The sequence below is a fragment of the Burkholderia sp. LK4 genome, from assembly GCF_001043615.1.
Classification (GTDB): domain Bacteria; phylum Pseudomonadota; class Gammaproteobacteria; order Burkholderiales; family Burkholderiaceae; genus Burkholderia; species Burkholderia cepacia.
Genome location: NZ_LDUL01000020.1, coordinates 17,930 through 32,160, shown reverse-complemented (window position 1 = coordinate 32,160; position 14,231 = coordinate 17,930). Strand labels below are relative to the sequence as shown.

Sequence of the window (14,231 nt, the reverse complement as noted above, 5' to 3'; positions counted from 1 at the left end):
CATTGTCGAGAGGTCAAGTCATGTCATCCCTGCCTGTCACCGCCTTGCGCGTGGAACCGGACGCCGCGCTGCGCCACCGGCTCGACGACGCGCTGGATCGCGCGCTTGCCGACGCGCGCATGGTCGGCGCGGTCGTGCTGGTCGCGCAGCACGGCGAGCTGCGTTATGCGCGTGCCGTCGGTCTCGCCGATCGGGAAGCCGGCACGCCGATGCGGGACGATGCGCTGTTCCGCCTGTCGTCGGTCACGAAGCCGGTCGTGGCGGCCGCCGCGATGCGGCTGGTCGCGGCGGGGCGCATCGCGCTCGACGAACCGGTCGCCCGCGCGTTGCCCGGATTCCGCCCGACGCTGACCGACGGCACGCCTGCCGTCATCACGTTGCGTCATCTGCTGTCGCATACGGCCGGCCTCGGCTACCGTTTCCTCGAAGCGGACGGCGACGGCCCGTATGCGCGCGCCGGCGTGTCCGACGGAATGGACCGCTCGCGTCTCTCGCTCGCCGAGAACCTGCGGCGCATCGCCAGCGTGCCGCTGCAGTTTGCGCCAGGTACGTCGTGGGGCTATTCGCTGTCGATGGATGTGGTCGGCGCACTGATCGAGGCAGTCGACGGGCGGCCGCTCGCCGACGCGGTCGCCGCGCTCGTCACGACACCGCTCGGGATGACCGACACCGCGTTCGTCGCGCACGACGCCGCACGCGTCGCGACGCCATACGTGAGCACGCCGGACGCCCCGCGCCGGATGGCGGACGTCGATCTCGTGCCGGTGTTCGACGGCACGATCGGCATCCGCTTCGAGCCGGCGCGCGTGTTCGATGCCGATGCGTGGCCGTCGGGCGGCGCGGGGATGGTCGGCACCGCGCGCGATTGCGTGACGCTGCTCGACGCGCTGCGCACGGGCCGCGACGGCTGGCTCGAACCCGCATGGGTCGACGAGATGGCGCGCGTCCAGCCGGGTGCGCGCGAACTGCGGGATGCGCCGGGTTTCGGCTTCGGGCTCGGGTTCTCGGTGCTGCGCGATCCGGTGGCCGCGCGGTCGCCGGAGTCGGTCGGCACCTGGCGCGGGGGCGGCGCGTACGGGCACACGTGGTTCGTCGACCGCGCGGCGGGGCTGACGGCCGTCGCGCTGACCAACACGCTGTACGAGGGCCTCGACGGGCGGATCGTGACCGCGGTGCGCGATGCGGTCTACGGCGTCGATACCGGGAGCGCGGCATGAGCGACTGCACGACGATCGATGACGAGCCGGCCGTTCAGCCGGTGCAGGCCCGCGCGCGCCTGCCGGTTGCGAACCTGCTGGCGCTCGCGACGGCCGCGTTCATCACGATTCTCACCGAGGCGTTGCCGGCCGGCCTGCTGCCGCTGATGAGCGCAGACCTGCGCGTGCCCGAGGCGCTGATCGGCCAGCTCGTGACCGTATATGCGCTCGGTTCGATCGTCGCGGCGATTCCGCTCGTCGCCGCGACGCGCGCGATGCGCCGGCGCACGCTGCTGCTCGCGGCGCTGGCCGGCTTCGTCGTGTCGAATGCACTGACGGCCGTGTCGCCGTACTACGCGCTGACGCTCGCCGCGCGCTTCGTCGCGGGGATGGCGGCCGGGCTGCTGTGGGCGCTGCTCGCCGGCTACGCGAGCCGGATGGTCGATGCCCCGTTGCGCGGCCGGGCGATCGCGGTCGCGATGCTCGGCGCGCCGGTCGCGATGTCGATCGGCATTCCGGCCGGCACCGCACTCGGCGCGGCGCTCGGGTGGCGCGTCGCGTTCACGGGTATCACGCTCGCGGCGCTCGTGCTGATCGGCTGGATCCGTTGGCGTCTGCCCGATTATCCGGGGCAGCAGGCCGGCGCGCGCGAGCCGGTGCTCGGCGTGATGACGCTGCCCGGCGTGCGGCCGGTGCTGATCGTGATGTTCGCGTACGTGCTGGCGCACAACATGCTGTATACGTACGTCGCGCCGTTTCTCGCGGGCGTGCGGATGGGCGCGCAGGTCGATGCGGTGCTGCTCGTGTTCGGTATCGCGTCGCTGGTCGGCATCGCGCTGACGGGCGCGTGGATCGGTGCCGCGCAGCGGCGGCTGACGCTCGCCAGCATCGCGTTGTTCGCCATCGCGGCGGCGATGCTCGGCGCCGGTTCCGGCATGGCGATCGTCTATGCGGGCGTCGCGCTGTGGGGGCTCGCGTTCGGCGGTGCGCCGACGCTGTTCCAGACGGCCACCGCGAACGCCGCGGGAGAGGCGGCGGACGTCGCGCAGTCGATGCTCGTGACGGTGTGGAACCTCGCGATCGCGGGTGGCGGTATCGCGGGCGGGATGCTGCTCGGCGCAACCGGGGCGGGCGCGATTCCGTGGGTGCTCGTCGCGCTGCTGGCGGCCGCGTGGGTCGGCGCATGGCGTGCTCGCCGGCATGCGTTTCCGGCGCCGCGCGCCGCGTGAGTTGGCAGTGTGCAGGTACGGGCGCGATCGCTGACGGCGCGCGAGAAGGAGGGGCTGAAATGGACTGCGGCAGGCAAGACGTATGCCGATATCGGACTGATTCCGTCCATCCATGACAGGACTGCGAAGTTTTACCCGATGAACGTGATGCGCAAGCTTCGTGCGGCCAACCAGGCGGTGGTCATCATGAAGGTCACGATGCCCGGGTGTCTGCAGTGATGCGCGGTTTGTCCGGACGCGTCGGCGATCCGGTGTGCGGCGACCGCATGCGGTGACGGGAAGCCGGCACGCCGGCTACGCGTCCAGCGCCGCCCTCGCGCACGTCTCGTCGGTGACGAGCCCCGACATCCAGCCGCCGCGCAATGCGGCGATCACCGCATCGCGTTTCTTCGGGCCGCCCGCGAATGCGATCGTCGGGCGCTTCGGCGGCGTGGCGAGCGACACGCTCGTCACGCGCGTGCCGGTCGACACATCGATCAGCTTGCCTTGCGCGTCGATCGGCACGCCGAGCAGTTCGGCCACCGCGCCGCGCGCGGTCATCTCGTCGCGCTCCTGTTCGGTGATGAAGCCGTCTTCGTAGAGCGGGCAGTGCGGGCCGATGTTGCCGATCCCGACGAACGCGACGTCGGCCTGGCCCGACAGCGCCTCGACGATCCGGTACAGCCGGTGATTGCACCACTGCGCGCGCTCTGCGGCGCTGTCGGCGAACAGCGGCGCGGGCAGCAGGAAGTGCTTGCTGCCGGTTTTCTCGGAGATGTACTGCGCGACGTCGTAGCGGTTCGACGAACCGTCGGCCGCGATCGCGCCGACCATCGACACGAGGCGATGCTGCGGGCGGTCGATCTGCGCGATCTGGGCGACCGCGGCCTTCAGCGTCCGGCCGCTGCTGACCGCGATCACCATCGGCCGCGTTTCGTTCAGGTAGCGCTCCATCACCTGCGCGCCGGCGACGGCCAGCTTGCGGTCGATCGCGTCGGGCGCATCGGCATCGACGGGCACGACTTCGCACATCGCGAGGCCGTAGCGCTTCGACAGCTGCGCGCCGAGATCGAGACAGTCGGCGAGCTGGTGGTCGACGCGCACGCGGATCAGGTTCTTCTCGACCGCGAACGCGACGAGGCGCTGCGCGACCGGGCGCGACACCTGCAGCTTTTCCGCGATCTCGTTCTGCGTGTCGCCCGCGACGTAGTAGAGCCACGCGGCACGCGTGGCGAGATCGAGTTTTTCTGAGGACTTGGACACGATAGCGATTCGGTTCGGAGCTGGGGGGCCGCCCGCGGGCCGGCCGGCGGACCGCATGACGGCATCCACTGTACCGCATGTCGCGCATGCGGCCGACGGCCGGCACGCGCGACGGGCGGCGCTTACGCGAGCCGTGCGCGCGACGGTTCGTACAGCGGCCGCACGTGGCGGTACAGCGAGCGAAACGCATCGAGGCGTTCGCGCAGCAGCGCATGGCGGGCGGCATCCGGCGTGTATTCGGCCCGCACCGGCGGCTTGGCCAGCACCGCATGCGGATCGCCGCCGACGGCCAGCCAGCCGAGCCGCGCCGCGCCGAGCGCCGCACCCGTTTCGCCGCCGCCGTGCTGGCGCGTGCGCACGTTCAGCGCATCGGCGATCAGTTGTGCCCAGTACGCGCTGCGCGCGCCGCCGCCGATCAGCGACAGCTGGGCGGTTTCGACGCCGGCCGCATGCAGCGCGTCGAGACCGTCGGCGAGGCCGAGCGTCACGCCTTCGAGCACCGCGTAGCCGAGATGCGCGCGTTCGGTCGCATGCGTCATCCCGAAGAACACGCCTTGTGCGTACGGGTCGTTGTGCGGCGTGCGCTCGCCGGACAGGTAGGGCAGGAACAGCGGGGCCGTCGCGCGCGCGTCGGCGTCGAGCGCCTCGACTTCGGCGAGCAGGGCGGGCTCGTCGGTGCCGGTCAGCTTGCAGACCCAGCGCAGGCAGCTCGCGGCCGACAGCACGACGCTCATCAATTGCCAGCGATCGGGAATCGCATGGCAGAACGCATGCACGGCCGATGCGGGGTTCGGCATGAAGCGATCGCCGACCACGCTCAGCACGCCGGACGTGCCGAGCGACACGAAGCCGTCGCCTGCATGGATCGCACCGATGCCGAGCGCGCTCGTTGCGTTGTCGCCGCCGCCGCCGGCTACCACGACCGCCTCCGACAGCCCGAGTTCGCGCGCGATGTCCGCGCGCAGCGTGCCGGACGGCGCGTTGCCTTCGACGATGCGCGGCATCTGGTCACGCGTCATTCCGCATGCGGCGAGCAGCGCGTCGGACCAGTCGCGGCGTGCGACGTCGAGCCACAGCGTGCCGGCTGCGTCCGACGGATCGGACACCTTTGCACCGGTGAGCCGGAACCGCAGGTAGTCCTTCGGCATCAGCACGCAGGCGGTGGCCGCGAACACATCGGGTTCGTGCTTCGCGACCCACAGCAGCTTCGGCGCGGTGAAGCCCGGCATCGCGAGATTGCCGGCGAGGGCGTGGAGATCGGGCGCGCGTTCGGTGAGCAGCGCGCACTCGTCGGCGCTGCGCATGTCGTTCCACAGGATCGCGGGGCGCAGCACGCGGTCGTCGCGGCCGAGCAGCACGGCGCCGTGCATCTGGCCGGACAGGCCGATGCCGCGCACGGCAGCGAATGCTTGCGGATGCCGTGCGCGCAGCGCGGCGAGCGCGGCGAGCGTGCCTTGCCACCAGTCGTCCGGATGCTGTTCGGCCCAGCGCGGATGCGGCCGCGACACGGTGAACGGCGAGCCGGCGGTGCCGACGACCGTGCCGTCCGGGGCGAGCAGCAGCACCTTCACTTCCGAAGTGCCGAGGTCGATGCCGAGATACATGAGCGATCCGTTCCGTCAGTGGGGACTCGCTACTTTAGCCGCGCGGCCGTGCACGTGCCAAGGCAGGTTCGCCCCGATGCGCGTCAGCGCGCCGCGAGCCATGCATCGACCCGCGCGAGCCCGGCGCGCAACGCCTCGAACAGCGCCGGGTTGCCGGCGAGCGAACCCCACAGCGCGCGGCTTGCGCACAGCGCGGCGACCTGGTCGTCGGCCCCCGGATGGCCGGACCCCGGACGGCCGGACCCCGGATGGCCGGCCCCGACGATCGCACGCGCGGCGCTTTCGTCCATCACGCCGTCCTGGTACGCATACGGCAAGGTGCCGCGCGCCCAGCGTTCGAGAAAGCGCAGGAACAGCGCGGGCAGCACGGCGGTGGCGACCGGTGCCGCGCCGCGTGCGAACGATTCGACGAGCGTCGGCGCGATGAAGCCGGGGATCTTCGAGAAGCCGTCGGCCGCGACGCGCTGGTTCGTGTCGAGTACGTACGGGTTGCCGAAGCGTTCGAGCACGACGTCGCGGTAGCGCGCGAGATCGAGCGGGCTCGGCGTCAGGCACGGGATCACGTCCTGCGTCACGTAGTCGTGCGCGAAGCGCCGGATCGCCGCGTCGTGCGTGCCTTCGTGGATATACGTGTGGCCCGCGAGCGTGCCGGCCCACGCGATGCAGCTGTGCGTCGCGTTGAGGATGCGGATCTTCGCTTCCTCGTACGGGTGGACGTCGTCGACGAGTTCGGCGCCGGCCAGCTCCCAGCGCGGCCGGCCGGCCGCGAAGCGATCCTCGATCACCCACTGGATGAACGATTCGCCCATCACCGGGCATGCGTCGTCGATGCCGGTGGCGGCCAGCACGCGCTCGCGCACGTCGGCGGTCGGGCGCGGCGTGATGCGGTCGACCATCGCGCTCGGCGTCGCGACGTTCGCATCGAACCACGCGAGCAGGTCGGCCTGCCCGCGCCGTTCGAGGAATTCGCGCATCCCCGCGCGAAAGCGCGCACCGTTGTTGCGCAGGTTGTCGCAGCTCTGCAGCGTGAGCGGGCCCGCGCCGCGCTTCACGCGTTCGGCGAGCAGCGCCGCGAGCGCGCCGTACAGCGTCGTGCGCGCACCCTGCAGGTCGGCCGCGAGATCGGCATTCGCGACGTCGAGCCGGTTGTGTTCGTCGAGGTAGTAGCCGCCTTCGGTGACGGTGAACGACACGATCCGGCAGGCCGGATCGGCGCCGGCGTCGATCAGCGCGGCGAGATCGATCGACCAGGGCAGCACGCGCGTGATCGCGCGGATCGTCTCGTACGCGCGCTCGCCTTGCGGCGTGACGGTCTCGAGCGTGTATTCGCCGTGCTGCGCGGCGAGCGCGTCCATCGTCGCGCGCATGTCGTCGCGGATGTTGCCGACGGTCAGCGACCAGCGCTCGTCGGGCGGCACGGCCGCGTTCACGCGATGCAGATACCACGCCTGGTGCGCGCGGTGAAACGAGCCCGCGCCGATGTGCAGCAGCACGGGCATGCGGGCGGAGGGCGATGCGCTCATCCGGTGTCTCCTGTTCGTGCCAGATTTTCCTGCCGAGTACGAATACGATCATTTGCTCTATGTGTGAGCGAATGATCGTATTCGGGCGAGCGAAAGTCAAGGCGGGGAAACGGCATTTCGATGGTGCGCTGCGGCGGCAGGCGGAATGAGCGAGCGGAAAGGGCGGACGGACGGGCCGCCGGCCGGGAAGCGCCGTCAGCGTTCCTCGCGCGTCAACGCGACGAGTTTCTCGAGCCGCTTGCCGGCCGGCTGCGGCAGGAATGCCGTGGCGGCGCCGGAACGCGGTGAGCATGCGCACGGCGACGACTTCGCGCACGGGCAGCGTGTCGATCGTGCCGGCGCGCTGCTGCTCGCCGCGCTCGCGATCGTGCTCGACGGTTTCGACGGCCAGTTGATCGGTTTCGCGATTCCGGTGCTGATCCGCGAATGGGGGATCACGCGCGGCGCATTCGCGCCGGCGGTGGCTGCCGGACTGATCGGGATGGGCATCGTCTGCGTCGCGCTGTTGGCCGTGCGGCGGCATATCCCCCGACTGTCACGTGCGGCAGCGCAGCCGCGCGAAGGGGGGAACTGGCCCGCACGTCGTCGTGACGGCGGGCGAGTGGGGCGTTACAGCGTGGTGCGCACGTGCCAGAGCTCGGGGAACAGCACGACGTCGAGCATCTTGCGCAGGTACGGCGCACCGCTGGTGCCGCCCGTGCCCTGCTTGAAGCCGATGATGCGTTCGACGGTCGTCACGTGACGGAAGCGCCACTGGCGGAATGCATCCTCGAGATCGACGAGTTCTTCGGCCATCTCGTAGAGTTCCCAGTGCTGCTGCGGGTGGCGGTACACCTCGAGCCACGCGGCTTCGACCGTTTCGTCGTGCTGCGTCGGCTGCGTCCAGTCGCGCTCGAGCCGCGCTTGCGCGATCGGGAAACCGCGCCGCGCGAGCAGGCGGACGACCTCGTCGTAGAACGACGGCGCCTCGAGCGTCGTGCGCACCTGTTCGAGGATGTCGGGCCGGTGCGCATGCGGCTGCAGCATCTGCACGTTCTTGTTGCCGAGCAGGAATTCGAGCTGGCGGTACTGATACGACTGGAAGCCCGACGACTGCCCGAGATGCGGCCGCATCGCCGAATACTCGGACGGCGTCATCGTCGACAGCACGTTCCACGCCTGCACCAGTTGCTCGAGGATCCGCGACACGCGCGCAAGCATCTTGAACGCGGGCGGCAGCGCGTCGGTGCGCACCGCGTCGAGCGCGCCGCGCAGCTCGAACAGCGCGAGCTTCATCCACAGCTCGCTCGTCTGATGCTGGATGATGAACAGCATCTCGTTGTGATCGGGCGACAGCGGATGTTGCGCGTCGAGGATCGAATTCAGCGACAGGTAGTCGCCGTAGCTCATCGACTTCGAGAAATCGAGCTGTGCGTTGTGCCAGCCGGCTTCGCCCGAGGCATCGCCCGGCACGTGAGGCGCTTCGTGCGCCGCTTGTGCCGGATGTGCGGCGCGTGCGCCCGAGAACGGGCAGCCCGCCGGCGCGTCGCCGCCGGGTGGCTGCATATGACCAGAATTCACGACTATCTCCAGATTTGAATGACGGGGCGCGGCGCGCAATCCGCGTGACCGCGTTGCGCGCCGGGCAAGGCCGCTCAGGTCACCGCGCCGCGTTCGGCGAACTCGGGCGCCTTCCAGGCGTCGGTGGCGAGGATGTCGCGCAGCGTCTCGACGGCATCCCACACGTCGACGAAGCGCACATAGAGCGGCGTGAAGCCGAAGCGCAGCACGTACGGCTCGCGGTAGTCGCCGATCACGCCGCGCGCGATCAGCGCCTGCATCACTTCGTAGCCGTGCGGGTGCTCGAAGCTCGCCTGCGAGCCGCGCTGGTGATGCGCGCGCGGCGTGACGAGCTTCAGCGACAGGCCCGCGCAGCGTGCTTCGACGAGCGCGATGAAGGCATCGGTCAGCGCGAGCGATTTGCGGCGGATCGCCTGCATGTCGGTTTGCAGGAACACGTCGAGCCCGCATTCGACCATCGACATCGACACGATCGGCTGCGTGCCGCACAGGAAGCGCGCGATGCCCGGATCGGGCGCGAAGCCCGGCTGCATCGCGAACGGTGCGCGGTGGCCCCACCAGCCGGACAGCGGCTGCGAGAAGTGTGCGTGATGACGCTGCGGCACCCACACGAATGCGGGCGAACCCGGGCCGCCGTTCAGGTACTTGTACGTGCAGCCGACCGCGCCGTCGGCGCGCGCGCCGTTCAGGTCGACCGGCACCGCGCCGGCCGAGTGCGCGAGGTCCCACAGCATCAGCGCGCCCGCGTCGTGCACGAGCTGCGTGACGGCCGGCATGTCGTGCATGTAGCCGGTGCGGTAATTCACGTGCGTGATCATCGCGACGGCCGTGTCCGCGCCGAGCGCGGCCGGCAGGTCGGCCGGATCGTCGATCAGGCGCAGTTCATAGTTGCCGCCGAGCTGCTCGATCAGCCCCTGCGCGATATACAGGTCGGTCGGGAAGTTCGAGCGCTCCGACACGATCACGCGGCGCTCGGGCGCGCGCTCGGCCTGGTGGCGCAGCATCGCCGACAGCAGCTTGAACAGGTTGATCGAGATGGTGTCGGTGACGACCGTTTCGGCCGGTGCGCCGCCGATCAGCGTCGCGAGCTTGTCGCCGAGACGGCGCGGCAACGCGAACCAGCCGGCCGTGTTCCAGCTGCGGATCAGGCCTTCGCCCCATTCGGTGCCGATCACCTGCTGCGCGCGGGCGGCCGATGCGCGCGGCTGCGCGCCGAGCGAGTTGCCATCGAGATAGATTACGCCGTCGGGCAGCGAGAACTGGTCGCGCAGCGGGGCGAGCGGATCGTCGCGGTCGAGCGCGAGCGCGTCTTCACGGGTCTTGATCATGATGTGGGTCGTCAGTCGGGATAATCAGGAGGCACGCGCGGGCAGCGCGCGCAGCACCGCGCGCACGGGGCTCGCGTCGAGCGTCGCGAATTTCAGCGGCAGTGCAATCAGTTCGTAGTCGCCGGGCGGCACGTCGTCGAGCACGATGCCTTCGAGGATCGCCATCCGGTGCGCGCGCACGCGGCGATGCGCATCCATCGTCTTCGATTCCTGCGGGTCGAGCGACGGCGTATCGATGCCGATCAGCTTCACGCCGTGCGCGGCGAGCAGGTCGACGGTCCCGGGCGCGACCGCGCAGAAGTCGCTGTCCCACCGTTCGACGCTGGCGCGTGCATACGTGCGTAGCAGTACGCGCGGCGGCACGCCGTCGAGCGCGGCCGCGACATCGGCCGGCTGCACGACCGGCGATGCGCCGATGCAATGGATCACGCGGCACGGGCCGAGATAGGTGTCGAGCGGCACGGCGCCGATCGGCGCGCCGTCGGCGTCGTAATGCAGCGGCGCGTCGCAGTGCGCGCCCGTGTGCGGCGACAGCGTCAGGCGTGCGACGTTGACCGGCGAGCCGGCCTCCATCCGCCACACGCGTTCGACGGAAACCGGCGTATCGCCCGGCCACACGGGGGTGGCGGGGCTGACAGGCGGCGAGATGTCCCAGAGGGTGTCCATGGCATGACGATTCGGTGAGTCGATGCTTCGAATGATAGGTGGACGCTCGCAGAAAGTGCTTGCGAAATAAACATGGACAAACCGCCGGATTGGCAGATAATTCGACTCAGAGGGAAAACGGGGACCAAAAATGCACGCGATCACGCTCGATGCCACCGACTGCCGGATTCTGGCGGTACTGCAGGAAGAGGGCAGAATCAGCAATCTCGACCTGGCGGAACGCATTTCGCTTTCGCCATCCGCCTGCCTGCGCCGCATGCGCCTGCTCGAGGAGCAGGGCGTGATCGAGCACTATCGCGCGTGCCTGAGCCGCGAGAAGCTCGGCTTCGAGCTCGAGGCGTTCGTGCAGGTATCGATGCGCAACGAAGAAAATCAATGGCACGAGCGCTTCGCGGAAGCGCTGCGCGAATGGCCGGAGGTGGTCGGCGCATTCGTCGTGACGGGCGAGAGCCACTATCTGCTGCGCGTGCTCGCACACAACCTGAAGCACTACTCGGATTTCGTGCTGAACCGGCTCTACAAGGCGCCGGGCGTCATGGACATCCGTTCGAACATCGTGCTGCAGACGCTGAAGGACGAAGCCGGCGCGCCGGTCGGGCTGGCGCGCACGGGAGCGATCAAAGCGGTGTAAGGCCGTGGAAGCCGCCGCCGTGGAACACGAGCGGCGGCGTCGTGTCCGATGCGGCGCGCACGCCGCAGCGTTCGACCTCGCCGACGAAGATCACGTGGTCGCCTTCGTCATAGCGGCTGCGGTTGTGGCATTCGAACCATGCGAGCGCGCCGTCGAGCACGGGCATCCCGGAGTTGCCGGCCGCATGCGCGATTCCTTCGAAGCGGTCGCCCTTGTAGGTCGAGAAGCGCTTGCACAGGTCGAGCTGCGAGGCCGCCAGCACGTTCACCACATAGTGGCTGTTGCCGCGGAACACGGGCGTCGACGCCGATTTGTGCGCGAGGCTCCACAGCACGAGCGGCGGATCGAGCGATACCGAGTTGAACGAGCTGGCGGTGATGCCGATCAGCTGCCCGGACGGCGCGCGCGTCGTGATCACCGTCACGCCCGTTGCGAACTGGCCGAGCGCTTGCCGGAAAGCGGCCGAGTCGAAATCCGGGGGATTGGCATGGCTCATCGGGCAGCCATCCGGAACGAGACGGGCGGGCGCGGCGCGACGCGAGCGGGGCGGGCACGGCGGACGAAAGGCGACAAGGCGGTCGATGGGGAAGGGGTGCGCATGGCCCGATTTTAGCGGAATCGGGGCCGCCGGGCCCGGCCAGACGGCGCATCGAGGGGGCAGGGTGGCGTAGCGAACACTGCGGCGCGCGGCAGGACGGGCAATCGCGCGCGGCCGGCAACACCGTTCTGTCGCGTTTTTAGAGCGGTGCCGCCGCGCGGTCCCGCGCAGTGGCATGTCCCGACCGCCGATCCCCGCGCCATCTATCGCGCCGCCGCCAGTCCGAGCGACAGCGCGCCCGTCACGATCAGGCTCGACGCCCACACCGCATCGAGATTGAACCAGCTCCGCGACACGAACTTCAGCCCGAGATAGCGGTACACGAGCCACGCGAGCCCGCCGCCGGCGCCGATCATCGCGATGGCATGCACGGCCGCGACGACGAGCGCCATGCCCAGATGCGCATCGACGAGCGTGGCCGCCGCCCGGTGGCCGGCGTCCCGGTCGAGCCCGCAGAGCCCGAGGTAGATCGGTACCAGCATCAGCCCCGCGCCATGCGCGATCGCGACCGCGAACGACCACAGGCCGAGCCGCGCGGGCGGGATCCGCGCGAGCGCACGCGGATGCCGGCGCCGGATCAGCAGCACGGCGCCGAAGCCGATCACGAGCGCGCTAGCGCCGATCCGGATCGCCGATTGCCAGGCAAGCAGCGCGGCGAGCAGCCCGAACGGCAGCATCACCGCGAAGACCGCAAGTGCATGGCCGAGCGCGAGATAACCGAGCGCCGCGACGAGCGCGCCGCCGCGGCGGGTCATCAGCGCGTTCGACACCGCGAGCGGCCAGCCCATCGCGGGGTTGAGCCCGTGATATACCCCGCTCGCGAGCACGGCCGCCCACAGCGCGAACTGGGCGTGAAGGCCGGTGTTCAACGCTTGACCGACGGGTAGCAGAACGAGTCGGTCGAGCAGTCGCCGCCTTCGAGCCGGATCTGGTGCGCGCGATAACCTTCGGGGAACTCGACCCAGTAATCGTCGGCGAGCGTCAGCCCGCCTTCCGGCCCCGCATGCGCGAGCACCTGCGCGGCCGGCACGCCATCCGGATAAAACTGGTCGTCCCACGTCGAATAGAGGGAGTTGGTCCAGTACACGCGCCGGCCGTCGCGGCTGATCTCGACCATCTGCGGGCCGCCTGCGAACGCGCGGCCGTTCGAGTGCGGCGCACGGCGCGCGATGCCGCCGATGCGGACCGACCCCGCGAGCACCGGGTTGTGCGGGTCCGATACGTCGTACTGGCGCATCTCGCCGGTGCCCCAGCACGACACGTAGAGGAAGCGGTCGTCGAGCGACAGGTCGATGTCGGTCACGAGCGGCGGCACCGCGCCGAACGATTTCAGCAGCGGCGGCAGTTCGTCGGCCGCGGCCGGTTCGGCCGGAATGGTCGCGGTCTTCTTCACATGGAACTTGCCGCCTTCGCGCCACCAGGTCCAGATCGAGCCTTCGAGATTCGTCGTGTCGACCACGACGCCGACGAACCCGTATTCGCGCACCGGGTCGTGCGCGGGCCGCACTTCGAGCGCCATCTGGTGCTGCGCGCCGAGATCGATCGTCTGCACGTTGCGCCGCGCGCGCAGGTCCCAGAAATGCAGCCGGTGCCCGTATTTGTTCGCGAGCAGGTCCTCGGGCACGATGCCGTTCTCGAATTGCGGCGGCAGCGCCCATTCGCTCGACACCATGTAGTCGCGCGGCAGGTTCCACCAGAAGTCGTAATGCTTGTCCTGCGGGCCGCGGTCGATCTCCCAGCGGCCGAGCACGTCGAAGGTCTCGCAATCCATGATGAAGATGCCGGGCGCGCCGTCGGTGCCGTCCTTGCCCGCGCCGCCGAGCGTGCTCACATAGATGCCCTCGGGGCCGCAGTGAACGGTGTGCGGCCGCGAATAGCCGGTTTTCGAGAAGATCTCGTCGGGCTCGATGATCTTGTGGATGCGCGCCTGCGTCGGATGCGGCTTCGTGTCGATCACGTAGATGCGCGACGAGCGCAGGCCGGGGATGATCAGGAAGCGGCGTTCGAGGAACGCATGGCCTGTCAGCGGCGACAGCGACGACGAACAGGCATTCCAGCCGAAGTGGTGAAACTCGTCGCCGGTGTTCGGCATCGTCACCGTATGCACGATTTTTCCGTAGGTCGGCGAGCCGGGCTTCACGTCGATCACGGCGAGCGCGTCGGGTCTGGAAAAATCGGGGCTCAGCAACAACGTATAGGCAAACTCTTCCGCCGGCGCCTGCATCGCAAGCTCGGGCGAAGCGTGAAACGTCGGGTCAGGTCGCATGCTCATGGTGATGCCCTCTCGATGGGTTCGGATCGTTGACGCACGGCCGTTCGTTGCGGGCGTGCGGGTCGGGGTTGCCGCGCGGCGCGCGTGGCGCCGGCAGGCGCGATCGGCAGGCGGGTGCACGCGTCGGCGACACGTGCGGCGCGCCGTGCATCAGATCGTGAAAGCGGAGAAAGGCGGTGTTCCGGATCGCCGCACGCGGGGCGAGACGGACGCACGGCAAGGAGGTGGCACGGTCGAAGCGGTAGCCCGCGATGCGGCGACGGCCGGGCGAGTGATGCGGACGATGTCTGTTAAGGCATGCATATCGATGTTCCGGCAGATGATGTTTGCATCAGGGTCGGGCACGCATCGGGCGCTTTGCGCGAGGCAGCGGGTTTGCCGC

13 protein-coding genes and 1 pseudogene are annotated in these 14,231 nt (G+C 69.7%); 5 read left to right on the top strand and 9 right to left on the bottom strand.

Translation table 11 applies throughout. From position 1 onward, the window contains the following. Positions 1-20: 20 nt before the first annotated feature. Genes VK92_RS11315 through VK92_RS11305 form a run of 3 tightly spaced genes read left to right on the top strand, consistent with a single transcriptional unit; the run spans position 21 to position 2,644 of the window. A complete protein-coding gene (locus VK92_RS11315; protein WP_048024955.1) occupies positions 21-1,217 on the top strand; it encodes a serine hydrolase domain-containing protein in 1,197 nt (398 codons plus the stop codon). Further along, on the top strand, positions 1,214-2,425 hold the full coding sequence (locus VK92_RS11310; protein ID WP_048024953.1) for an MFS transporter: 1,212 nt from the start codon (positions 1,214-1,216) through the stop codon (positions 2,423-2,425). The genes VK92_RS11315 and VK92_RS11310 overlap by 4 nt, the downstream gene beginning before the upstream one ends. Positions 2,426-2,434: 9 nt before the next feature. Continuing rightward, positions 2,435-2,644 (top strand): helix-turn-helix domain-containing protein, encoded by a 210-nt coding sequence (locus VK92_RS11305; protein ID WP_053076297.1) that lies wholly within the window; start codon positions 2,435-2,437, stop codon positions 2,642-2,644. A 75-nt stretch (positions 2,645-2,719) separates the two neighbouring features. Here VK92_RS11305 and VK92_RS11300 read toward each other — a convergent pair whose 3' ends face one another. The 3 genes from VK92_RS11300 to dalD all read right to left on the bottom strand — a co-directional run bounded on the left by VK92_RS11300 (position 2,720) and on the right by dalD (position 6,794). Next, positions 2,720-3,724, bottom strand: a complete 1,005-nt coding sequence (locus VK92_RS11300) for a sugar-binding transcriptional regulator (protein ID WP_197092548.1) — start codon at positions 3,722-3,724, stop codon at positions 2,720-2,722. 65 nt (positions 3,725-3,789) lie between these two features. Beyond that, on the bottom strand, positions 3,790-5,271 hold the full coding sequence (gene xylB / locus VK92_RS11295; RefSeq protein ID WP_048024950.1) for a xylulokinase: 1,482 nt from the start codon (positions 5,269-5,271) through the stop codon (positions 3,790-3,792). Positions 5,272-5,354: 83 nt separating this feature from the next. After that, a complete protein-coding gene (dalD, locus tag VK92_RS11290; protein ID WP_048024949.1) occupies positions 5,355-6,794 on the bottom strand; it encodes a D-arabinitol 4-dehydrogenase in 1,440 nt (479 codons plus the stop codon). 238 nt (positions 6,795-7,032) lie between these two features. Between dalD and VK92_RS43480 the strand changes: the two are divergent. Further along, a pseudogene (locus VK92_RS43480) lies at positions 7,033-7,311 on the top strand (hypothetical protein); the annotation flags it as partial. Between the two features lie 92 nt (positions 7,312-7,403). On the opposite strand, the gene kynA reads toward VK92_RS43480, so the two are convergent. The 3 genes from kynA to kynB all read right to left on the bottom strand — a co-directional run bounded on the left by kynA (position 7,404) and on the right by kynB (position 10,348). Next, the gene (gene kynA / locus VK92_RS11280; RefSeq protein WP_048024947.1) at positions 7,404-8,339 is read right to left on the bottom strand and encodes a tryptophan 2,3-dioxygenase; all 936 of its coding nucleotides are present in this window, start codon (positions 8,337-8,339) and stop codon (positions 7,404-7,406) included. A gap of 89 nt (positions 8,340-8,428) precedes the next feature. Further along, a complete protein-coding gene (gene kynU, locus VK92_RS11275; RefSeq protein ID WP_048024944.1) occupies positions 8,429-9,682 on the bottom strand; it encodes a kynureninase in 1,254 nt (417 codons plus the stop codon). 24 nt (positions 9,683-9,706) lie between these two features. Next, positions 9,707-10,348: an arylformamidase gene (kynB, locus tag VK92_RS11270; protein WP_048024942.1), complete on the bottom strand. Its 642-nt coding sequence runs from the start codon at positions 10,346-10,348 to the stop codon at positions 9,707-9,709. A 130-nt stretch (positions 10,349-10,478) separates the two neighbouring features. On the opposite strand from kynB, the gene VK92_RS11265 reads away from it, so the two are divergent. Then, positions 10,479-10,979 carry an Lrp/AsnC family transcriptional regulator gene (locus VK92_RS11265; RefSeq protein WP_006477992.1) on the top strand — a complete coding sequence of 167 codons (501 nt, stop codon included), beginning with the start codon at positions 10,479-10,481 and terminating at the stop codon, positions 10,977-10,979. On the opposite strand, the gene VK92_RS11260 is transcribed toward VK92_RS11265, so the two are convergent. From VK92_RS11260 to VK92_RS11250, 3 genes are all read right to left on the bottom strand, one after another. Further along, entirely contained in the window at positions 10,966-11,475 is a 510-nt protein-coding gene (locus tag VK92_RS11260; RefSeq protein ID WP_048024941.1) for a flavin reductase family protein, read from the bottom strand. The two genes, VK92_RS11265 and VK92_RS11260, sit on opposite strands and share 14 nt — an antisense overlap. Positions 11,476-11,780: 305 nt before the next feature. Next, the gene (locus VK92_RS11255) at positions 11,781-12,446 is read right to left on the bottom strand and encodes a hypothetical protein (protein WP_048024940.1); all 666 of its coding nucleotides are present in this window, start codon (positions 12,444-12,446) and stop codon (positions 11,781-11,783) included. Then, entirely contained in the window at positions 12,443-13,849 is a 1,407-nt protein-coding gene (locus VK92_RS11250) for a selenium-binding protein SBP56-related protein (RefSeq protein ID WP_048024939.1), read from the bottom strand. Before VK92_RS11250 ends, VK92_RS11255 begins: the two co-directional genes overlap by 4 nt. Positions 13,850-14,231 lie beyond the last annotated feature (382 nt).

What these genes read in the sequence shown, in the direction of transcription:
- VK92_RS11315 (WP_048024955.1), top strand. Translation starts at nt 21, where the DNA reads ATGTCATCCCTGCCTGTCACCGCCTTGCGCGTGGAACCGGACGCCGCG.
- VK92_RS11310 (WP_048024953.1), top strand. Translation starts at nt 1,214, where the DNA reads ATGAGCGACTGCACGACGATCGATGACGAGCCGGCCGTTCAGCCGGTG.
- VK92_RS11300 (WP_197092548.1), bottom strand. Translation starts at nt 3,724, where the DNA reads ATGCGGTCCGCCGGCCGGCCCGCGGGCGGCCCCCCAGCTCCGAACCGA.
- xylB (WP_048024950.1), bottom strand. Translation starts at nt 5,271, where the DNA reads ATGTATCTCGGCATCGACCTCGGCACTTCGGAAGTGAAGGTGCTGCTG.
- dalD (WP_048024949.1), bottom strand. Translation starts at nt 6,794, where the DNA reads ATGAGCGCATCGCCCTCCGCCCGCATGCCCGTGCTGCTGCACATCGGC.
- kynA (WP_048024947.1), bottom strand. Translation starts at nt 8,339, where the DNA reads ATGCAGCCACCCGGCGGCGACGCGCCGGCGGGCTGCCCGTTCTCGGGC.
- kynU (WP_048024944.1), bottom strand. Translation starts at nt 9,682, where the DNA reads ATGATCAAGACCCGTGAAGACGCGCTCGCGCTCGACCGCGACGATCCG.
- kynB (WP_048024942.1), bottom strand. Translation starts at nt 10,348, where the DNA reads ATGGACACCCTCTGGGACATCTCGCCGCCTGTCAGCCCCGCCACCCCC.
- VK92_RS11265 (WP_006477992.1), top strand. Translation starts at nt 10,479, where the DNA reads ATGCACGCGATCACGCTCGATGCCACCGACTGCCGGATTCTGGCGGTA.
- VK92_RS11260 (WP_048024941.1), bottom strand. Translation starts at nt 11,475, where the DNA reads ATGAGCCATGCCAATCCCCCGGATTTCGACTCGGCCGCTTTCCGGCAA.
- VK92_RS11250 (WP_048024939.1), bottom strand. Translation starts at nt 13,849, where the DNA reads ATGAGCATGCGACCTGACCCGACGTTTCACGCTTCGCCCGAGCTTGCG.